The sequence below is a fragment of the uncultured Mailhella sp. genome (assembly GCF_947631555.1).
In the GTDB taxonomy this organism is placed as follows: Bacteria; Desulfobacterota; Desulfovibrionia; order Desulfovibrionales; family Desulfovibrionaceae; genus Mailhella.
The window spans coordinates 1-20,594 of record NZ_CANRLT010000044.1; the positions used below are offsets into that span (position 1 = coordinate 1).

Below are 20,594 nucleotides of genomic sequence, written 5' to 3' on the forward strand. Positions count from 1 at the left end.
GCACGTTGTCTACGGCACGGCACAGGCCATACTCGCGGGCGACGCGCTTCTGGCCGCCGCTAGTCACCGCACGGCGGCATTCGGCGTCCCGGCACTGCTTTCCTGCGTGTCCGAGGCGGTGCTCATGACCGCGGAGGGCGAGGCGCGGGAAATGGCCCTTCAGCATTCCCTGACCCACGGCATGGACGAATACGAGCGCATCGCCGCGGGCAAGACGGGGTGGCTCATCAAGAGTTCCTGCCGCCTGGGAGCGCTCTTTGCCGGCGCGCCGGAAGCGCAGACGGAGGCGCTTTCCGAGTACGGACTGAACCTCGGCATCGCCTTCCAGATCGTGGATGACGCGCTGGACTTCGCCGACCCCGCGGTCACGGGCAAGCCAGCGGCGGGCGACCTCACCGAAGGCAAGCTCACGCCGCCCGTCATGAAGTACCTGGACTTTCTGCCGCATGTGGAACGGGACGCCTTTCGCGGGAAGTTCGAGAAGGGCACGTTCACGCCTGAAGACCGGGAACGCATTGCCGCGGACATACGCCGCCTTGGTTTCGATGCCGAGGCCCGCGCCCTTGCCGGCGTCTACCTGGACAGGGCGGAAGCCAGCCTCGAGAGCGTTCCGGAGAGCGGCCAGCCGCACAAGGTTTTCAGGGAGGCGCTGGAGTTCGTCCGCAAACGCGCTTCCTGAACCGCCGTTCCCGGACCTTACGGGAGGCCTTCAGCAAAAGTTTCCTTGGGGATCAAGCTCCCCGCCTCAGGAGGAAAGGAGTGATGGACAACCTGGCAAAGCCGGTGGAATTCTTTTCCCTGTACGCTCTCTACCCTCTCTTATAAGGAGAGGCCATCCGCGCGCCCTCTGTCCGGCGGCTGCGGAGCCAGCCGGAAGAACAGGCTGGCCGGAGATGGAAACATGGCGTATTTTCGTGTGGTTTCGCAGCAGCTTGCAGAAATGCAGAAGCTGTTTTGCCGTGACGATGACTGGTGCATACTCATCATGGCGGATCCCGACGCCCTCGCCAGTGCGCTGGCTTTGAAACGCCTCATGCGCACCCGTGTGCGCAGCGTGACCATCGCCCATGTGAACAAGATTTCGCGGCCGGACAATCTGGCCATGATCCGCCACCTGCACCTTCCTGTCCTGCGCTGGCGCGAGGCGCTCCGGGGACAGGCGCAGCGCTTTGCCATGGTGGATTCCCAGCCGTCGCACAGCCCCTTCTTCCCGGACGTGGACTATGCCATCCTCATCGATCACCATCCCGCGCCGCCGGAGGAAGACGGCCCGCAGGCGGTCTTTCAGGACATACGCCCGTCCTACGGCTCCGTGAGCACCATGATGACGGAATATCTGTACGGAGCGGGGCTGCGCCCCGGGCGGCTCCTCGCCACAGCGCTTCAGTACGGCATCCGCACGGACACGGGAACCTTCAGCCGTCACTGCACGGACACCGACCTGCGCGCCTATCAGTACCTCGCCCGTTTTGCGGACACGGCGCTTCTGGAACGCATCCTGCGCAGTGAATACCTGCCCCAGTGGCTGCCGTATTTTTCCCGGGCCATCGAGAGTATGCGCCCCTGCGGCCGCGGCCGCTACACCTGGCTTGGGCGGGTGGGCAGCGCCGACCTTCTGGTGGTGGTGGCGGATTTCTTCCTCAGAGTGCTCGGTTTGCGCTGGGTGGCGGTGTGCGGCGAGAGCGGCGGACGCCTTGTCGCCATCTTCCGCGGCGGCGGGGAGCGCCTGAACCTCGGAGCAGTGGCGGCGCTGACCTTCGAGGGGCTTGGGACGGGCGGCGGTCACGCGGCCATGGCGCGCGCGGAAATGGCTCTGAAGAACCTGCCGAAGAAGGAAGAGGGCGGAAGGGAAGACGCAGAGGCCTTCACGTTTCGCTGCGTCCACGAAGCCGCCGAACGCTGCCAAAGTGCCAGCCGCGCCCGGAGCGGGGACGTGCTTTGACCGCCAGGCGTTTGCTTCCTTGCCGTTCTCTTCCTTTAACCGCCGCTGCCGCTCTCTGTTCCGCAGGTTGAGGAAGGGGAGCGCCTCCGGCGCTTAGGGAGGTGGCCGGCAGGTGTCTTTCGCCGAACTGGAAGTTCGGCACTCTTTACGTTTTTCCGGCAGGAAGAACAAGATGCCTTTCCCTGCCTTTCAAAAGTTCCCGCAGAGGGAGAAAGGGCGGCCTACCAGCCCACGCGGGTGCAGGAAAAGATCATCTGCCAGATATTGCCGATGTGAGCACTGCGCATGGGGCAGTCCGAGTCCTCGTTGAGCTTTTTCAGGCGGTCGAGAGTCTGCTGTTCCCGCGCATGGCTGAAGACTTCCACAGGCATACCGAAGCGGTGCTCATCGGTCATGATGCGGCGGCTCAGGTTGAAACGCCGGCGCACAAGTTCGAGCATTTCGTCATCCAGGGCGTCAATCTCCGCCCGCAGTTTTTCTATTTCCTGTTCCTTTGCGTCCATCGGTGACACGTCCTTGCAAGAGTGTGCGGCGCCTCGCGCCTTGCGTCATGTTCGGCCAAGGCCGCAGTGCTGTCAAGGGCGGGGAAAGACAACGTGCTTTTTCCTTCCCCGCTCCGGCGGCGTGACTATGTTTGCAGGCTATGTCCGGACAAACACGTGCGCTATCTGCTCGCTTCCGCTCGTGCCGTTCGGCAGTTGGGGGAAACACACGATGCCATAGACCTCTCCTGCCTTATGACTGGGTACGTCTTGACACGGACAGAGGGTATTGTCTATTTTTCTGTAAAAAATAGTGGAGGTGTTATAGTGAATAAAATTATGGTAAACCTGCTTGCCAGCTTTATTCCTTCAAGAAAAAGACGGCAGGAATTCCGCTGTCTTGCGCGTCTGGAGCATTGCGCTCAAGAGAATGATATACAGATAGCTGAAGAAAATAAGAAATATGTCGATCTTCATATAGAAGGTAAGAATAATAAGATTGTTATCAAAAAAGGATTTACTGGAAAAGTTCATATGCATATAGAAGGTGATAATTGCACTGTTATTTTTGAAGAAAATGTCAAAGTTAACGATTTGCTTGAAATTTTTCTGGCTGGTGGAATTCATAAAAAGATAAAAAATGCAGTATTGTACATAGGAAAAAATACAAGTTTTGAAAGTTGTAGAATTTTTACCTGCCAGTCAAATACTTCTATCGAGATAGGCGAAGAATGTATATTTTCCAGTGAAACAAATCTTTTTCATACGGACGGTCATCCCATATATGATCTCCAGAGCGGCAAAATCATCAACAAGGTTAAGGGATTGAAAATAGGCGATCACTGCTGGATAGGAAAACGGGCAACACTGCTGAAAGACGTTGAACTTGGACGGGACAGCATCGTTGGCTGGGGCAGCGTTGTCAGCCGGAAGTTTTATGCCGCGGCAGGGCTGAGCTGCCCGCCGGAGCATTGCGTCATTGCCGGAAATCCGGCGAAGGTGGTGAAGACCGGCGTTACCTGGAGAAGTGTTGACGAAAGCGGAGCCTATGCCCGGAATGAATGGGATGGTGAAAGCGCTTGAGCGCAAGGCACTGGGAAAATTTTTTGCCCCGGCGCTTTTCCCATTGCCCCCGGCAGGAAAAAAGGGTACCCAAAGAAAAGGCCCGTCCGTTTCCTGCGCATTCAGGCGAAGGCTGGGCACTGTTTACCTTACGGAGATTCCGACATGAACAAACACCTGGCTTCTGCCGCGGTTATTGTTTCTCTTCTCGCTCTGCTGGGCGGCTGCAACGAAGAACAGCCCCAGAAACCCGCTCCGCAGTTCGGCGTGGTTCAGCTTTCCAAGCTCTATCAGGACAGCAATCTTGGCAAGGCGGGCATGGAACGGCTGAATGACCTTCAAAATAAGGCCATGGGTACGCTCAAGGGCCTTCAGGACGAACTGGAAAAGGCCCGCGCCGCCAAGGACGAAGCCGCGGCCGGAAAGCTCGAGAAGGATCTTCAGGCCCACGTTTACTTCCTCCAGAATGTCGTCAAGCAGGATCAGGAACACGTCTCCAACGTGGTTCAGACCGAACTGACCAAGGCTTTTGACAAATACCGTGAAGAACACGGACTGCTCGGCGTGTTCCCTTCCGAGGCACTGGTTTCCGTCAGCCCGGCGGCAGACATTACCGCCGCGATTCAGACCCTGGTGGATCAGGCAAAGCCCGACTTCGGACCCCTGCCTTCCCTGGAAATGCCGCCTCTGCCGGAACCGGCCAACGCCGAACCCGCAGAAACGCCCCAGGAAACTCCCCTGAAGGAAGAGCCTGCCCCCGCCGCGCCTGAGACCAGCGCGCCCGCGAAGTAGGGATTCTCCCCCTTTTTGCATAACGACCCGCCGTACTTCGTGACGGCGGGTTCTTGTGGCTTTTTCCTTCCTCAGACCGCCGGAGCGGGGAAGGGCAACGCCTTTCCGGCAGGAAATGCGAAAGGCAGCCGAACTTCCAGTTCGGCGAAAGGTTCCCTTCGGCCACATCCCTAACCGCCGGAACGGGGCAGCCGCGCGAGCGTCAGCGAGCTGATAGCGCAGCGGCGTGTTTGTCCGGACATAGCCTGCAAACATGGTTACGCCGCCGGAGCGGGGCAGCCGGGATCGCGCCTCGTGCAGCTTCGCCGCGCGGCCTTCCCCGTTCGCTTACCGCAACCATGCGCACCGGGCGAAGCCCGATTGTGCGCGGCAAGCTCACTATCAGCGGCGCACGCGCCGCGCGGCCGGCGGTTAAGGAGGCGCTCCGCGTGACCTTACTTCCGCTCCTCGCCCGCCTCTTCTATGATGGGGAGGGTTTCGTCGCTCCAAGCGCGCTAACGCTCGCGCCTCCGGCGGATAAGGAAGGGAAAGGCAAGTAAGCAAACGTCTTGCTGCTGGACGGCGCGAGCAGATAGCGAACGTGTTTGTCCGGCTCTGCCTGCGAACATGGTTACGCCGCCGGCAAAACGTGAAAAGGCAGAAAGGCATCTTGTCTTTCCTGCAGGGTAAACATACCTCTCCCCATCAGCACGTTGCTGCCTTACACAATCCCATCGCTGGAGCTGCCATGACCTTTTCCGAGCGCTTTCTGGAAGCCCTGCACTATGAGCAGTGGCTGAGGTTTTACTTTCTGGAGGACGCCCCTGCTTCCGAAGCCGGGGAGACTGCCGCGGCCATCACCGTACCGGAAGCCGCAGCCGCCCGTTCCCGCCGCGAGGAGCCGCAGCTTTCGGGGATTCTGGAAGGACTGCGGGGGCGGGAGGTCTCCATGGAGCGTTCCCGCAGCGTGATTTTTCACTACCTCGCCGCGGCTGCGGACATGGCGCATGACGGCACGGAACTCACGCAGGCTGTGGCAAAGCTCGCGGAAGACGCCGCCTTCCGCCGCAGCATCGACCTCTTCCAGAGCTGGGTGCAGGAACTCGCCGACGGGGAGACAAGCGTCAACGTCCCTCCCGCGGAAACGGGAGACACGCTGGAACGCGCCCCTGCCGGAGACCTTGAGACTGTGAGAGCTGTGAGAGGAACGGAAGCCGCGGAACATGCGCCCGGCACCGAACCCGCAGGAGGTGCTGAAACCGCCCTCTTGGGCACAAAGGCCGCGCAGGGAGCTGGAGCTGAGAGGCAGCCTGTGGAAGAAAATGCAGATATTCCTTCCTTCCGCGCATGGGAAACGGCGTTCCGCGTCTGGGCGGAACGGCAGCGCCGGCAGGGGAATTAAGGCAGGGCGTACCTTCGGTGCCTGCGCGGGAAAACAGTCTTCTGCCCTTCGCGCCAGACGGCCTCGCCCGCGGAAACAGGTTCTGCCTTGCTGGTGTGCAGGACTGCGCCCGAGGAGAATAAAATTGGCACCTTATTGCCGTTGAAAATCATTTTCAGCGTGCTGATGAAGTTAAAAAGTTGCTTCCACTGCAAACAGCGGCAGCGTTCACGTCAGCACGAAGACTGCGCCAGTCCCTGGGAGCAGAGCAGAGGGAAGCAACGGAACTCAGGGAAGGGCTAGCCGGAATTGGCTTCCGTGCCAACGTGCCACGGGATAAGGGCGTTCTCCATCAAAAATTCCCTTGTGGTTTGAGCCCTCCCCCTCCCCAAAAAAGGAAAAGCGGAATCGACAAGACGGCGAAGCTGATGAAATCCATTTTCATCTTGCTTCCTTTATGGTTTGAGACCTCGGCCTTCAGGCCGATAGAACCCCACCCCACTCTGAAGGGCTTTGCTACATTATTGCTAATCCTGCCTTGACCATCCCTCTCGATAATCGCCGGAGGCGCGGCACATATGCCGCTGATAGCGAAGGCGGCGTGTTCGTCCGGACATAGCCTGCGAACATGGTTGCACCGCCGGCAATATGCAGAATTAGTATTGAAAATTATTTTCAAAAATAATATTCTATCCTGATACGAGCAAAATTTTACTCTTTTGCGCTGCGTTCGTCTTTTCCCCGCGTCTGCGCAAAAAGCCTCGTTTCCTTCTTGCCAATCCCGCCAGGCTCTGGCAAAATTCAGACTCGCTGCCCGGGCGTATCCATAGCGTACCCATGAGATGCGTAACGGGCGTATGCGGCAAGCACATCAATCAGGCAAGCGTAAGGGGGCTGCGATGGATCTTCTTCCCATCAGGCGTGCGCTCGTAAGCGTGACGCACAAGGACGGTCTGGCGGAATTCGCCGCTTTTCTGCATAACAAGGGCGTGGAGCTGGTGTCCACCGGCGGAACCATGCGTTTTCTCAAGGAACAGGGCCTGCCCGTGACCGCGGTGAGCGACGTCACCGGCTTCCCCGAAATCCTCGGCGGCCGCGTCAAGACCCTGCATCCGCACATCCACGGCGGCATCCTCGCCAACAAGGATCTGCCGGAGCACATGGAGACCCTGAACTCCCTCGGCATCAAGCCCTTCGACATGGTGGTCGTCAACCTCTACGACTTCCGCTCCGCCCTTGACAAGCATCTCGACCCCGCCGCCATGGTGGAGGAGATCGACATCGGCGGGCCCTGTCTGCTGCGCGCGTCTTCCAAAAATTTCAACAGCATCCTCGTGCTGTCTGACCCCAGCTACTACGCCGAGGCCATGGCCGAAATCGAAAAGGGCGGCGTCAGCCTTGCCTTCCGCCGCCGCATGGCCGCGGCCACCTTCCGCGCCACTTCCGCCTATGACGGCATGATCGCCGAGTGGATGGCCGGAGGCGAACGATAGCCGCCCGCGTCGAAGGCCACACCTCAGGGCTCAAGCCCAGCGAACTGAAGGCTCTCGACCGTCTGTCCCAGCGGCGCTATCCCCCGGCCGGAGGGTACAGCCCGGAACAGGCGCGGGAGCTGGCGGCTCTGTCGCGCCTGCTTTCCCGTCAGATCGGCCTGGCCCTTGACCGGCAGGGGCGCGTGAACATGGTCATCGTGGGGGACACATCCTCCATCCTCATCCCCGAACTGCCGCGTGCCCGCAGCGGGGCAGGGCGCCTGCGCGGTCTGCGCCTTCTGCACACCCACCTCACGCCCGATGGTCTTTCCCGCGAAGACCTCATGGATCTGCTCTTTCTGCGCCTCGACTCCGTGAGCGTGCTCACCGTGGACGAGTGGGGGCAGCCCGGCATGTTCCAGAGCGCCCACCTCATGCCGCCCGTGCCGGGCGAGGACGCATCCGGCTTTCGTACCGAAGCCCTGATCCCCTGGGACAGAGTGACCACGGATTTCACGGCGCAGGCCGAGGCACTGGAAGAGGAATTCAGCCGCGTTCTGGACGGCGCCGTCCGCATCGGAGCGGAGGAGGGCGGGACTCGGGCCGTGCTGGTCTCCGTGTCTCCCGAACCCCGCAGCGTGCAGGAGCGGAATCTGGAAGAGCTGGCAGAACTGGCGCGCACCGCAGGCATCACGGTCACGGACACCATGATCCAGCGCGTGGCGGCCATCCATCCCCGGCACATACTCGGCAGAACCAAGCTGGCCGAGCTGGAGGTACTGGCGCTTCAGGGGCAGGACTCGCTCATCATCTTCGACGGCGAACTCAGTCCCGCCCAGCAGAGCGGCCTTGCCGAAGTCACGGAACGCCGCGTCATGGACCGCACTCAGCTCATTCTGGACATCTTCGCCCGCCACGCCGTGACCCGCGCCGGCAAGCTGCAGGTGGAAATGGCCCGGCTTCAGTACGCCCTGCCGCGCCTCGCGGGCAAGCACCGTTCTCTGGACAGACTGGCCGGGGGCATTTTCGGCAACAAGGGCAGCGGTGAGACGCAGCTGGAACTGGAGCGCCGCCGTGTGCGTGAACGCATCTCCCGCATCCGCCGCGACCTTGCCGGCCTGCGCCGTCAGCGCTTCCACATCCGTGCCCGGCGGGAACGTCAGGGCCTGCCCGTCGCCGCGCTGGTGGGCTACGCCAACGCGGGCAAGTCCACGCTGCTCAACGCTCTCACCCATGCGGACGTGCTGGCCGAAGACAAGCTCTTCGCCACCCTCGATCCCACCACGCGCCGCCTGCGCTTCCCCGAGGAGCGGGAAATCGTGCTGGCCGACACCGTGGGTTTCATCCGCAGCCTGCCCCGTGAACTCACCGAGGCTTTCCGCGCCACGCTGGAAGAGCTGGAAGCCGCGGATCTGCTCATCCATGTGGTGGACGCCTCGCACCCCGGGCGGGAACAGCAGATGGAGGCGGTGGAACGCATTTTGAACGACATGGGGCTTGGCAGTGTGCCGCGCCTTACCCTGTTCAGCAAGTGGGACCGCGTGTCTGCGGACGCACGTCTTGACCTCACAGCCGCCCGGCCGGACGCGCTGCCCGTGTCCGCACTCACGGGAGCGGGATTGGCCGAAGTCGCCCGCGCCGTGGAAAAGGCGTTTTTCGAGGACGGACTGCGCCGGCACGAGCCGCAGCGCTGGCAGGATTTCGAGAAGGCCAGCCGCAAAAGACAAGAGCGGCAGCGGGCAGATTAACACCGTTTGAGTCCCCCACCTTATCCGCCTGAGGCATATGCGGCAGCGCGTCTGGAGCGGCGAGACTTACCCCGCTCCGGCGGCGTCCCCCGTTTCGGCGGATAAGGTGGCCAAAGGGTGTCTTTGCCGAATTGGAAGTTCGGCACTCTTCGCGTTTTCCGGCAGGAAAAACAAGATGCCTTTCTGCCTTTTCACGCTTTGCCCGATTGTGCGCGGCCAGCTCGCTATCAGCTCGCTGACGCTCGCGCACACTTCCCCCAGCTCCGGCGGCGTCACCATGTTTGCAGGCTATGGCCGGACAAACACGTCCGCTCCCTGCTCGCTACAGCTCGCTGCTCCGCAGGTTGAGGAGGGGAAAGAGCTTTGTCTTCCTGTCTCCCGTGATACACCCTGACGGGATTTGAAATTTGAAAAAAGCTGAAAAGACTTGCCCTTGTGAGTATGTTGTACTAACATAAAGCAAAAGGAGCGTTAGATGGCAATTGCAATCAGTCATTCAGAACCTCGGTCAGGCCGTATCGGTATCAGGACAACGCCGGCTCAAGAGCACTTGCTTCGGTGTGCAGCGGCTGCGTCCCATAAATCTCTGACCGATTTCATCCTGGATAGCGCCTGTCGTACTGCCGAAGAAACCTTGCTTGATCAGCGCTTCTTTGGGGTTTCCTCCGAGGTCGGGACTAAGATTTTGGAACTCCTGGACGCGCCCGCGATCGAGACGGAAGGACTGCGCCGGCTGCGCGATCAAAAGCCGCCCTGGGAGTAGTGATGCTTCTTCGACCTCAGCCCCTTTCTCGTACTCATGATGTCTCATCGTTTGACTGCGGCGTTGAGTCCTTGAATCATTGGCTTATCCACCATGCGCTTCAGGCTCATCATGCAGGTTCGGCGAAAACCTTTGTGGTTCTTACGGAGACCGGTATTGTGGCCGGATACTTCAGTCTTACTGTGGGACAAATTGATGTGATGGAGGCGCCAGCCAGAATAGCAAAAGGAATGGGACAATTCCCCATACCCGTTATTCTGCTGGCACGATTGGCAGTAGACAAGCGCTGGCAACGAAAGGGTGTTGGAGGTTCAATGCTCCGTGAGGCAGTGTTGAAAACGCTCGTCCTGTCTGAAAATGTCGGTATTCGTGCAATACTTGTACATCCTCTCAATAATTCGGCAAAAGAATTTTATATGAAGTATGGGTTCATAATTTCTCCAGTGAGAGAGCAACAGCTTCTTCTTTTATCCAACGCGCCGTAAAACCTCTCCCTTCAGGAGGAGGATATAAGGCGCACCTTGACTGGAATTTTTGCCTTTAAGACGGTGTTCTTTGCGATTCGATATATTGCCGCAGTATGGAGATAGGCGCCCCGCCGCAGCTGCCCGCAAAATAACTTGGAGACCAGAGAGAGCTGCCCCAGAGTTTTTGCTGAATTGAAGGATAGCCTCTTTTGCGGATCAATCTGCTGGACACGCCTTTCAAACTGTTAACCAGGGACGATAGCGCAACTTTTGGCGGATACGTCACCAGCAGATGAACATGACCGTCTTCCCCGTCAAATTCGACGAGTTCGACTTCAAAATCATGGCAGACACTGGCAAAGATTTCCTTCAGATCATCAAGAACGGCCTTTGTAAAGACGCCATACCGGCACCTTGTAACAAAGACCAAATGGGCGTGAAGGAGAAATACGCAGTGTCTTCCCTGCCTGATATCCTTGACTTTTTCCGTGGGCCAACGATAATTCCGCTATGAAAAGGTTGCAAGCCTACAAGTTTCAGCTCCGTCCAAAATCAGGGCAGGAAAGCCTCATGCGGCGTTTTGCCGGATGCTGCCGCTTTCTCTGGAACAAGGCTCTTGCACTGGAAAAGGAAAACTATGAAGCAGGCGGAAAACGCTTTGGTTACTATGCACTGGCTGGAAAACTGAAAGAGTGGAAGAAGGAAGACGATACATCTTTCCTTGCCGAAGCCCACGCTCAAATATTGCAGCAGGCGTTAAAAGACCTGGACAGAGCCTATCAGAATTTCTTTGCGAAACGTGCTGATTTCCCGCGCTTCAAGAAGAAGGGCGTACATGATGCTTTCCGCTATCCGCAGGGTTTCAAGCTGGATGAAAGTAACAGCCGCATATTTCTTCCCAAAATCGGATGGGTTCGCTACCGGAAAAGCCGCAAGACAGAAGGAACACCGAAACAGGTAACGGTTTCTCTGTCTGCCGGTACATGGTTCGTTTCCATCCAGACGGAACGGGAAGTTCCCCATCCTGTACACATTTCGCAAAGTGCTGTTGGCATAGATATGGGTGTTGCCTGTTTTGCAACGCTCTCCGATGGATCTTCCATCAAGCCGCTTAACAGTTTTCGCAAGTATGAAAAGAAGCTGGCGAAACTTCAGCGCAAGATGGCAAAACGCGTAAAGTTTTCCGCCAACTGGCAGAAACTCAAAGCCCGAATCCAGCGCTTGCACCACAAAATAGCCAATGCCCGCAACGATTTTCTGCACAAAACAACCACGGCAATCAGCAAAAACCACGCTCTTGTTGTGCTGGAAGACTTGAAAGTGCGGAACATGTCGCGTTCGGCAGCCGGTACGCTTGAAGCGCCGGGGAAAAATGTGCGTGCAAAAGCGGCTCTGAATAAGTCCATACTGGATCAGGGCTGGTTCGAGTTCAGGAGGCAGCTGGCCTACAAGCTGGCCTGGCTTGGTGGAACTCTGCTTGTCATTTCACCAGAGTACACGAGCCAGACGTGCAGCCAATGCGGCTGCACAGATAAGCAGAACAGACAGACACAAGCAAAATTCAAGTGTACAGCTTGTGGATTTGAATGCCATGCCGACTACAACGCGGCGTTGAACATTCTGGCGGCAGGGCATGCCGTGTCAGCCTGTGGAGCGGGAAGGGTTCAAGCGCCCGTGTTGAAGCAGGAACCCGCCTATGGTGCGGCTCGTTAGAGCCGCTACCGATAGGAATCCCCAGACTTTAGGCGGGGGAGGATGTCAATGAAAGATGCAAAGAAAACTTTTGCATCTAACGAAAGGGGATAATTTAAGATGAAAAGTGAGCCTCTTGCTGACTTTTGCCGGAATGTCGCTAGACGTATGGCTGAAAAGCATCTTTCGGGATGACAACCTGGAAAATGAGCAAGGTATTTCCTGCCATTTTTATTCTCCTGAGGTACATGCGGCAACGCGTTGGGAGCGACGCCCCCTCGACCACCCCCGCTCCGGCGGCATGACCATGTTTGCCTTCAGTGCCGTCCGGATAAGGCGTTTTCGTTGACTGGAAGTGCAAAACCAGCTAGACCAGAAGATAACGGCTTGCAAGGAGAGAACCATGAAAACATTGCTTGGGGCGCTTATCCTGATATTTCAGATTCTTTGCCCGCTGGACGCATATTCCGCAACGTTTGAAGAGCTTATGACGAAGGCTGAACAGGGAGATCCCGACGCTCAGAACTCCCTAGGCTCTATGTACTATTTCGGACAGGAGACGCTGCAGGACTATACAGCGGCTAAAACCTGGTACGAAAAAGCCGCGGCCCAGGGGTACGCCGTTGCTCAATACAACCTTGGGGCTCTGTACTACAATGGACATGGAGTTCTGCAGGACTATGCCATGGCCAAGGCCTGGTATGAAAAGGCCGCAGCCCAAGGAGCTGCCAACGCCCAGTATAGCCTTGGCCTTATGTATGCGAGAGGTGATGGCGTAAGGCAGGACTATGCAGCGGCTAAAATCTGGTATGAAAAAGCCGCGACACAGTGGAACGTCGCTGCCCAGTACAATCTTGGTGCCCTGTATTATTATGGCCAAGGTGTGCCGCAGGATTATGACATGGCCAGACAGTGGTTTGAAATAGCCGCGGCACAAGGTAACACCTTTGCTAAGTATAGCCTTGGCCTTATGTATGCGAGAGGCGACGGTGTGCAGCAGAATTATGCAACGGCTAAAATCTGGTACGAAAAAGCCGCAGCACAGGGGTATGCCGTCGCTCAATACAGTCTTGGAACTCTGTACTACAATGGCGAGGGCGTGCCGCAGGACTACGTCAAGGCCAGAGAATGGTATGAAAAGGCCGCAGCACAGGGAGACGACAACGCCCAATTTAGCCTTGGCCTTATGTATGCGGGAGGCGATGGCGTACAGCAGAATTATGCAACGGCAAAAATGTGGTATGAGAAAGCAGCGGCACAGGGAAATGCCGATGCGCAGAACAATCTCGGCTATATGTATTCTAGCGGCCAGGGAGTGCCGCAGGACTATGCAGCGGCCAGAATGTGGTATGAAAAGGCTGCGGCACAGGGAAATGCCTTCGCTCAGTATTACCTTGGCTATATGTACGAGCTTGGTCAGGGAGGGCAGCAGGACTACACCTTGGCCAGACAGTGCTTTGAAGGAGCCGCGGCGCAGGGAGTTGCAGCTGCCCAGTTTCGGCTCGGCTATATGTACGCAAACGGCGAAGGAGTGGAACAGGACAACGCAAAGGCTAGAATGTGGTTTGAGAAGGCCGAGGCGCAAAGAGCAGCCATTGGAGGAACAGATAGGGAAAAGGCCGAGGCCGAAACAAATTTGAAAAAAGCCGCTGCCCAGAACGACCTTGGTCTCATATACGCTACTGGCCGTGATGGGCAAAAGGATTACACAAAAGCCAAAACATGGTTTGAACTGGCAGCTGCCCAAGGTCACGCCGGAGCTCAGAACAATCTCGGCATCATGTACAAGAACGGCGATGGTGTGCAACGGGATTATGCCCAGGCCAAAATGTGGTTTGAAAAGGCTGCGGCACAGGGGAACGCAGCAGCGCAGAACAACCTCGGTCTTCTGTACGCTGCCGGTCAGGGAGTGCGGAAAGATTTTGCTATGGCCAGAACGTGGTGGGAGAAGGCTGCGGCACAGGGAGACCCCAATGCTCAGAACAATCTCGGCATCATGTACAAGAATGGTGACGGTGTGCAGAGAGATTATGTCCAGGCCAAAATGTGGCTGGAGAAAGCCGCAGCCCAAGGGCACACCGAGGCACGGAGATTCCTCAGCGAAATGAATTGACGGTCAGGCTCTTCCAGAAAACGCCATGCTGCTGAAAAGGGCAAAACACGCCGCCTTCGCTCTCTGCCCGCTATCGCTCGCGCCTCGGCGGTTTAGGGGACAGCAGAAAAGACCGGTTCCCAGCAGTGGGCGGAGGGGGCCGGTCCTTTCGTATGCGGAGGAAAAGTCCCTACTTGACGCTGACCACCTCATAGCCGGCGTCGGTGACGGCCTTGCTGAGGTCGGCGTCAGAGACGCCTTCGGCTTCCACCGTGGCGGTTTTGGAGGCGAGATCGACGCTGACTTCCCGGACGCCGGGCACGGCGCGCAGGGCCTTTTCCACCGCGCCGGAGCAGTGCATGCAGTGCATACCTTCAATGACGATGCTTTTCATGGGGAGACTCCTTGTTTTCTGTGTTGCGGAAGGGACGGGAGCTTTGGCCGGAACCGCTCCGGCAGTTTTCCCGGATTCGCCGGACGCTCCGGCATCGCCCTCCCGCGGGGAAAGATGCTTTGGCTGGAAGAAGCGCAGGCGCAGGGCGTTGCTGACCACGCTGACCGAGCTGAAGCTCATGGCCGCGGCGCCGATCATGGGGTTCAGCAGCAGGCCGAAGGTGCTGTAGAGCGCGCCCGCCGCCACGGGGATGCCCACGGCGTTGTAGAAGAAGGCCCAGAACAGGTTTTCGCGGATGTTGCGCATGACGGCGCGGCTGAGCTGTATGGCGGCCACGGCGTCCAGAAGGTCGTTCTTCATGAGCACGATGTCCGCGGATTCGATGGCGATGTCCGTGCCCGCGCCGATGGCTATGCCCACGTCGGCCCGCGCCAGCGCCGGGGCGTCGTTGATGCCGTCGCCCACCATGACGACCTTTTTCCCCTGTTCCTGAAGCCGGCGGATTTCGCGCTCCTTGTCCTGGGGCAGAACGTCGGAAATGACCGTCCTGATACCGGCCTCGCGCGCCACGCTCTGCGCGGTGCGGGCGTTGTCACCGGTGAGCAGCACCACGTCCAGCCCCATGCCTTCCCATTCGGCCACGGCCTGGCGGCTGGTGGGCTTGAGGACGTCGGCCACGGCCACGAGTCCGAGCAGCGCACCTTTGCGGATGCAGAAGAGCGGGGTCTTGCCCGCCGCGGCCAGCGCCGTTCCCCGCGCCGTCAGGGGCGACTCCAGTTTGAGTTCACTCAGCATACGCGCGTTGCCCACGGCGCACGCTTCGCCGCCGCAGATGCCTGAAATGCCCCGTCCTGGGGTCTGGCGGAAGTCCGTGACCGCGGCAAGGGCCAGCCCGCGGCGTTCCGCTTCCCGGATCACGGCAGCGCCGAGGGGATGTTCGGAGAGTTTTTCCAGAGAGGCGGCGCAGGTGAGCAGTTCGTCTTCCGTCACGCCCGGGGCGGGCAGAACGTCCGTGACGGCGGGCTTGCCTTCCGTGACCGTGCCGGTCTTGTCCAGCACCACCACATCGACGCTGCCCGCGGTCTCGATGGCTTCCGCGGATTTCAGCAGAATGCCGGCCGCCGCGCCGCGCCCCGTGCCCACCATGATGGCCGTGGGCGTGGCCAGTCCCAGAGCGCAGGGGCAGGAGATGACCAGCACGGCGATGGCGATGGACAGGGCAAAGTCGAAGCTGTGGCCCAGGAGCAGCCACACCGCGGCGGCGGCCACGGCCACGGCGATGACCACGGGCACGAAGACGCCGCTGATCCTGTCCGCCAGCCGTGAGATGGGCGCTTTGGAGGAAGAGGCCTCGTCCACCAGCCGCACGATCTGCGCGAGCGTGGTGTCGCTGCCCACACGGGTGGCGCGCATGAGGAAATGGCCGAAGGTACTCGTTGTCGCGCCCGTCACCTCGTCGCCCGGCACTTTTTCCTGCGGCAGGCTCTCGCCGGTGAGGGCGGATTCGTCCACCATGCCGTGCCCCTCCGTGACCACGCCGTCCACGGGGACGCGCTCTCCGGCCTTGACCGCCAGCACATCGCCCGCTGCCACCTGTTCCAGCGGAACGATATACTCCTCGCCGCCGCGGACCACCGTGGCCGTGGGCGGGGCCAGCTCCATGAGCCGCGCGATGGCGTCCGAGGTCTTGCCCTTGGCGCGGGCTTCCAGTGTCTTGCCCAGGGTGATGAGCGTCAGGATCATGGCCGAAGACTCGAAGTACAGATTCCCGGCCGTGCGCCGCACCGTCTCCATGTCCCCCGCGCCCAGCGCAAAGGCCAGGGTGTAGATGGCGTACACGCCGGAAAGCGCCGCCGCGCCGGAGCCCAGCGCGATGAGCGAGTCCATGTTCGGCGCACCCGCTGCCAGCGTTTTGAAACCCACGCGGTAGAATGTGAAATTCACCGCGATCACCGGCACGGCCAGCAGAAACTGCGTGAAGGCCCAGGCCACGGCGTTGCGCTCGTCCAGCAGGAAAGCGGGCAGCGGCAGCCCCAGCATGTGCCCCATGGACAGGTAGAGCAGGGGCAGAGTGAAGAGCAGGGACACGAAAAGCCGCGTCTTCATGCGCCGCAGTTCTTCCGCCGCAGGGTCGGGGGCGGACGCGCGCTTCTTTTCCCCGGCGTCGGAATCCCGCGGAGAGGCGCCGTACCCGGCCTTGACCACCGCCGCCACGATGTCCGCTCCGGAAAGCGCCGATTCATCGTAGGTGACGGCCATGCTGTTCTTCAGAAGATTGACGCTGGCATCCGTCACCCCGGCGAGGGCGGAAACCGCCTTCTGCACCCGGCTTGAACACGCCGCGCAGCTCATGCCCGTCACGTTGTAATATTCCTTCTTCATACCCGCTCCCGAAAAATCGGTTCCTCATTTGACGTAACAGTCTTTTACCGCTATAAAGTCTTTAGCGCAAGAACGTACTTTTTTTATAGTGAGTACCTGAAAGGATACCATAAAGGGAACGGGCGTCCGGCTGCCGTTTTCCCGAAAGTCCACCCGCGGAAAGGCTTTTCCCGGAAAGAGCGAGGGGCCGGTGACATGGCGCATCTCCTGTGGGAATGCGGGGACGCGGGACAGGGCGTTTTTTCTGGAAAGGGAAGTGACGGGCGCCGGGCGGTTCCGGCACGGGAAACGGGTAGGGAGGCAAGGCATGGCCAAAAGAACGGCGGAAACGGAGGGGGCGGGCACACACTGCCCTGTGGAAGCGACGCTGGGGCTTATCGGCGGCAAATACAAGGCGCTTATTTTGTGGAAGCTCATGGCGGGAACGCTGCGTTTTTCCGCGCTGCGCCGGGCTGTGCCCGCTGCGACGCCCAAGATGCTCACCCAGCAGCTCCGGGAACTGGAGGAGGACGGGCTTGTGGAACGCACGGTGTATCCGGTCGTTCCGCCGCGGGTGGAATACGCGCTGACGAGCTTCGGGCGGAGCATCCGGCCGGTGCTGGCCTCGATGTACGACTGGGGGAGCGGCTACCTGCGGCGCAGGGGGCTGGAGGTGAACTGTTCCATGCAGCCCCTGCCCGCGGAAGATATGGAGGCGGAAGACATGGATGCGGCGCTGGGGAAGGCCATGCGGAAAGGCGCGGGAGAGAACGCCGGAGCGTGCTGCGCCTGCGGCGGGTAAGGTGGCCGGCAGCACGCGCTTGGCGTCCCCCGGGAGCCTGCTTACTTGCCTTTCCCGGCCTTAACCGCTCCGGCGGAGGATCTTTACGGATGGCTGCCGCAGCGCTAAATTTTCCCCCGGAAGGAGAGAGAAGATGCCGATACTATCGAGCAAGTACAGGGCGCCGTGGTGGCTGCGGAACGGGCATATACACACGGTATGGCCGGTGCTGTTCCGGCGCGTGGCGGTGGAAGCTGCGCCGGAGCGGGTGCGGCTGGACACGGAGGACGGGGACTTTCTGGACGTAGATGTGTACAAGCCCGCGGGAGAGGTGCGCGGCGCGGCGGTCCTGACGCACGGGCTGGAAGGAAGCAGCCGGCGCAAGTACATTCTGGGCATGGCGCGGGTACTGCTGGCGGAGGGCTTTGCGGTGGCTGCGTGGAACATGCGCGGCTGTTCCGGGGAGCCGAACCGCACGGACAGGCTGTACCACATGGGGCAGACGGCGGATCTGGCCACGGTGATCCGCTTCGCCGAGGCCTGGGACAGGCCCATGGTGCTGGCGGGGTTCAGCATGGGCGGGGCGCAGACGGCGATGTATCTGGGGCGGGAGCAGGTTTCGCCGCTGGTACGGGCGGCGGTGCTGGTTTCCGTGCCCTGTGACCTCGTGGGCGCGGCGCAGGTCATGGACGGGCCGTCCTGCCGTCTGTACATGCAGTATTTTCTGCGGCCCATGTGCGCCAAGGTGAAGAAGAAGGCGGAACGTTTTCCCGGCTATCCGTCCGCGGAGGGTGCGGAGCGCTTCTGCACCTTCGCCGAGTTTGACGGGCGCTTCACCGCGCCGCTGTACGGCTATCGGGACGCCCTGGACTACTGGAGCAGCAACACCGTGCTGCCGTACCTGCCTGCCATCAGCGTGCCGTCGTACATGCTGCTCGCCGCGGACGATCCCTTTTTCTCGCCGTCCTGCTACCCGTGGGAGATAGCTGAAAAGAGCCGCAGTCTCAGCCTGGAAGTCACGCCTCACGGCGGACACGTCGGTTTCGTTCAGCCTGGTTCCGCCTACTACACGGAAAGCCGTGCCGTGCGCTTTTTGCAGGAAGTGTGGCGTTGATGGGGCAAGTCCTTCCCCGCTCACCGGTCATAAAAAAGACCGCTGGAATATCAACGGCCTATGAAAAGGGACGGCTCTCGAAGAATTCGTCCCGTGGTTATGCGGTTACCTGCCGAACCTGGCGTAAAGCACACCGCACACTGTCAGCCATATGACAAAAACAGTTGCCATAGTCATAACGCTCATGACTATACCTCCTTGGTGAAGAAGGTGATAATCAGTCCGCGCAGCAGACATACACCGCCAGACACAAGTGTTTCCTGCTTTGGCTCATAGATGTTCAATGTGCCTAAAGCAGCAATGCCGGTGCCTTGCAGAGAAAGCTGCAAGCAGTCCAGAATTCGCTTTTTCATCCGCCCTCTCTGCATTCAACGTATCCATTGCCAGGGATTAAGGCAAGAGGGTCTTTTCTGCCTTTCCCCAGTCCTTTCCCCGCACACGCCTCCCGTGGTCTTTTTTACGGGCTGGACACCGGAAAAAGCTGAAAATGTGACAAAAGGCTCTTGTAAAAGTACGAAAAACGTGACAAAAGATGCCTTGAAAAATATAAAAACGTGACACATCAGAGAAGGGAGAAGCGATGCTGCGGCGGCAGTTTTATGATATTCTCTTGAAATGGAAGGAGAATCCAAAGAAGAAGGCGCTGCTCGTCACCGGTGCGCGGCAAATCGGGAAGACATCGCTCATCCGGCAGTTTGGGCGCGAGCGGTACAGGCGCTTTGTGGAACTCAATTTTCTCGAGACGCCGCGGGCGGCGGAGATCTTCCGGGCTGGCAGGGATGCGGACACCGTGCTGCTGGGCCTCACGGCGCTGCTCGGCGTTTCGCTCATTCCCGGCGAGACGCTGATTTTTTTTGACGAAATACAAGAGTGTCCCGAAGCCAGAACCGCGATCAAGTTCCTCGTGGAGGACGGACGTTGTGACTACATTGAGTCCGGTTCGCTTCTGGGGGTGAACAGTGGGGAGGCCGTGTCCTATCCGGTGGGCTTTGAGGAGATCCGGCAGATGTTTCCCATGGATCTGGAGGAGTTCGCCTGGGCCAACGGCATCGGGAGCGAGGTTATTGAGGCGCTGCGTTACGCCTTTGAGACGGGGACGGCGGTGACGCCTGCGGTGCATGAGTCCATGCTGCGTCTGTTTCAGGGCTATGTGGTCACGGGGGGAATGCCTGCGGTGGTGCAGGAGTTCGTAAGCAGCCGGGACATGGGGCGGGTCGTGTCTCTGCAGCGGGACATTCTCCGGCTGTACCGCCTTGACATCACAAAATACGCACGTTCCGGAAGGGAGAAGATTCGGGATATTTTCGATCGCATTCCCGCGCAGCTCAGCGATAAAAACCGCCGTTTCATGTTGTCGTCCATAGACAAGACGGCACGGATACGGCGGTATGAAGAAAGTTTCGTCTGGCTTTGCGACGCTGGGGCGGCGCTGCCCTGCTACAACGTGAACGAGCCTGTGCCGCCGCTGCGTTTTAATGAACAGCGGACGCTGTTCAAGCTGTTCATGGGAGACACGGGCCTGCTCTGCGCCGCGGGGCTGGAAAACGTCCAGTTTGATATTCTGAACGGCGATTTAAGCGTCAACATGGGCGGCATTCTGGAAAACGTCTTTGCGCAGATGCTGGTGCGGAACGGCTTTCCGCTCTGGTACTTTACGAGGCAGAAGTACGGCGAAGTGGATTTTCTTCTTCAGAAGGGACGGAAGTGCCTGCCCGTGGAAATCAAGTCCGGCAGGGACTACAGGCGCCATGCCGCGCTGGATCATCTCCTTGATGCCGCGGCCTGGGGGCTGGACAGTGCCTGCGTGTTCTGCAGAGGCAACGTCGAAATTGCGGGCAGGGTGCGCTATCTGCCGTGGTACATGGGCATGTTTCTGAAACAGGAGGAGAGGCCATCGTTCCGGGTGGATTTTTCTTCCGTAGACCGCCTCCGGCAGATACGGTAGGACAGGATGCCTTTCCCTTCCTTGACCGCCGGAGGCACGCGCGGCAGCGCGTTTGGAGCGACGAGATTTTCCCCGCTCCGGCGGCGTGACCATGTTCGCAGGCAGAGCCTGACGAACACGCCGCCTC

At 59.5% G+C, this 20,594-nt stretch carries 19 protein-coding genes; 15 read left to right on the plus strand and 4 right to left on the minus strand.

Annotation, left to right across the window (positions count from 1 at the left end; all coding sequences use genetic code 11):
- Positions 1–679 (plus strand): polyprenyl synthetase family protein (locus Q0Z94_RS07265; RefSeq protein WP_298068350.1); only part of this gene is annotated, 679 nt, incomplete at its 5' end.
- Between the two features lie 222 nt (positions 680–901).
- Positions 902–1,942, plus strand: a complete 1,041-nt coding sequence (locus tag Q0Z94_RS07270; RefSeq protein ID WP_298068351.1) for a phosphoesterase — start codon at positions 902–904, stop codon at positions 1,940–1,942.
- Between the two features lie 221 nt (positions 1,943–2,163).
- On the opposite strand, the gene Q0Z94_RS07275 is transcribed toward Q0Z94_RS07270, so the two are convergent.
- Positions 2,164–2,445 carry a chorismate mutase gene (locus Q0Z94_RS07275; protein WP_298068352.1) on the minus strand — a complete coding sequence of 94 codons (282 nt, stop codon included), beginning with the start codon at positions 2,443–2,445 and terminating at the stop codon, positions 2,164–2,166.
- A 156-nt stretch (positions 2,446–2,601) separates the two neighbouring features.
- Between Q0Z94_RS07275 and Q0Z94_RS07280 the strand changes: the two genes are divergently transcribed.
- The 8 genes from Q0Z94_RS07280 (at position 2,602) to Q0Z94_RS07315 (ending at position 10,106) form a co-directional block, all read left to right on the plus strand.
- Positions 2,602–3,507, plus strand: a complete 906-nt coding sequence (locus Q0Z94_RS07280) for an acyltransferase (RefSeq protein ID WP_298068353.1) — start codon at positions 2,602–2,604, stop codon at positions 3,505–3,507.
- Between the two features lie 144 nt (positions 3,508–3,651).
- Positions 3,652–4,278, plus strand: a complete 627-nt coding sequence (locus tag Q0Z94_RS07285; RefSeq protein WP_298068354.1) for an OmpH family outer membrane protein — start codon at positions 3,652–3,654, stop codon at positions 4,276–4,278.
- Positions 4,279–5,005: 727 nt separating this feature from the next.
- The gene (locus Q0Z94_RS07290; protein ID WP_298068355.1) at positions 5,006–5,659 is read left to right on the plus strand and encodes a hypothetical protein; all 654 of its coding nucleotides are present in this window, start codon (positions 5,006–5,008) and stop codon (positions 5,657–5,659) included.
- Positions 5,660–6,537: 878 nt separating this feature from the next.
- The gene (locus Q0Z94_RS07295) at positions 6,538–7,131 is read left to right on the plus strand and encodes an IMP cyclohydrolase (RefSeq protein WP_298068356.1); all 594 of its coding nucleotides are present in this window, start codon (positions 6,538–6,540) and stop codon (positions 7,129–7,131) included.
- 188 nt (positions 7,132–7,319) lie between these two features.
- A complete protein-coding gene (gene hflX, locus Q0Z94_RS07300) occupies positions 7,320–8,858 on the plus strand; it encodes a GTPase HflX (protein WP_298068367.1) in 1,539 nt (512 codons plus the stop codon).
- 175 nt (positions 8,859–9,033) lie between these two features.
- Positions 9,034–9,252 (plus strand): hypothetical protein, encoded by a 219-nt coding sequence (locus tag Q0Z94_RS07305; protein WP_298068357.1) that lies wholly within the window; start codon positions 9,034–9,036, stop codon positions 9,250–9,252.
- 81 nt (positions 9,253–9,333) lie between these two features.
- A complete protein-coding gene (locus Q0Z94_RS07310) occupies positions 9,334–9,621 on the plus strand; it encodes a DUF1778 domain-containing protein (protein ID WP_298068358.1) in 288 nt (95 codons plus the stop codon).
- A gap of 2 nt (positions 9,622–9,623) precedes the next feature.
- Positions 9,624–10,106 (plus strand): GNAT family N-acetyltransferase, encoded by a 483-nt coding sequence (locus Q0Z94_RS07315; protein ID WP_298068359.1) that lies wholly within the window; start codon positions 9,624–9,626, stop codon positions 10,104–10,106.
- Positions 10,107–10,161: 55 nt separating this feature from the next.
- On the opposite strand, the gene tnpA is transcribed toward Q0Z94_RS07315, so the two are convergent.
- Positions 10,162–10,560 carry an IS200/IS605 family transposase gene (gene tnpA / locus Q0Z94_RS07320; protein ID WP_298068368.1) on the minus strand — a complete coding sequence of 133 codons (399 nt, stop codon included), beginning with the start codon at positions 10,558–10,560 and terminating at the stop codon, positions 10,162–10,164.
- Positions 10,561–10,598: 38 nt separating this feature from the next.
- Between tnpA and Q0Z94_RS07325 the strand changes: the two genes are divergently transcribed.
- Together Q0Z94_RS07325 and Q0Z94_RS07330 are read left to right on the plus strand one after the other, a co-directional pair.
- Positions 10,599–11,801: a transposase gene (locus Q0Z94_RS07325; RefSeq protein ID WP_298068360.1), complete on the plus strand. Its 1,203-nt coding sequence runs from the start codon at positions 10,599–10,601 to the stop codon at positions 11,799–11,801.
- A gap of 382 nt (positions 11,802–12,183) precedes the next feature.
- A complete protein-coding gene (locus tag Q0Z94_RS07330; protein WP_298068361.1) occupies positions 12,184–13,893 on the plus strand; it encodes an SEL1-like repeat protein in 1,710 nt (569 codons plus the stop codon).
- 169 nt (positions 13,894–14,062) lie between these two features.
- Here Q0Z94_RS07330 and Q0Z94_RS07335 read toward each other — a convergent pair whose 3' ends face one another.
- On the minus strand, positions 14,063–16,648 hold the full coding sequence (locus Q0Z94_RS07335) for a heavy metal translocating P-type ATPase (RefSeq protein WP_298068362.1): 2,586 nt from the start codon (positions 16,646–16,648) through the stop codon (positions 14,063–14,065).
- A gap of 307 nt (positions 16,649–16,955) precedes the next feature.
- Here Q0Z94_RS07335 and Q0Z94_RS07340 point away from each other — a divergent pair, with 307 nt between their 5' ends.
- Together Q0Z94_RS07340 and Q0Z94_RS07345 are read left to right on the plus strand one after the other, a co-directional pair.
- On the plus strand, positions 16,956–17,429 hold the full coding sequence (locus tag Q0Z94_RS07340) for a helix-turn-helix domain-containing protein (protein ID WP_298068363.1): 474 nt from the start codon (positions 16,956–16,958) through the stop codon (positions 17,427–17,429).
- A 133-nt stretch (positions 17,430–17,562) separates the two neighbouring features.
- Positions 17,563–18,522, plus strand: coding sequence for an alpha/beta fold hydrolase (locus tag Q0Z94_RS07345; RefSeq protein ID WP_298068364.1), 960 nt, complete (start codon positions 17,563–17,565; stop codon positions 18,520–18,522).
- Positions 18,523–18,710: 188 nt separating this feature from the next.
- Here Q0Z94_RS07345 and Q0Z94_RS07350 read toward each other — a convergent pair whose 3' ends face one another.
- Complete coding sequence (locus Q0Z94_RS07350; RefSeq protein WP_298068365.1) at positions 18,711–18,875, minus strand: hypothetical protein; 165 nt, start codon at positions 18,873–18,875, stop codon at positions 18,711–18,713.
- A 227-nt stretch (positions 18,876–19,102) separates the two neighbouring features.
- Here Q0Z94_RS07350 and Q0Z94_RS07355 point away from each other — a divergent pair, with 227 nt between their 5' ends.
- Complete coding sequence (locus Q0Z94_RS07355) at positions 19,103–20,467, plus strand: AAA family ATPase (RefSeq protein ID WP_298068366.1); 1,365 nt, start codon at positions 19,103–19,105, stop codon at positions 20,465–20,467.
- The last annotated feature ends 127 nt before the right edge of the window (positions 20,468–20,594 follow it).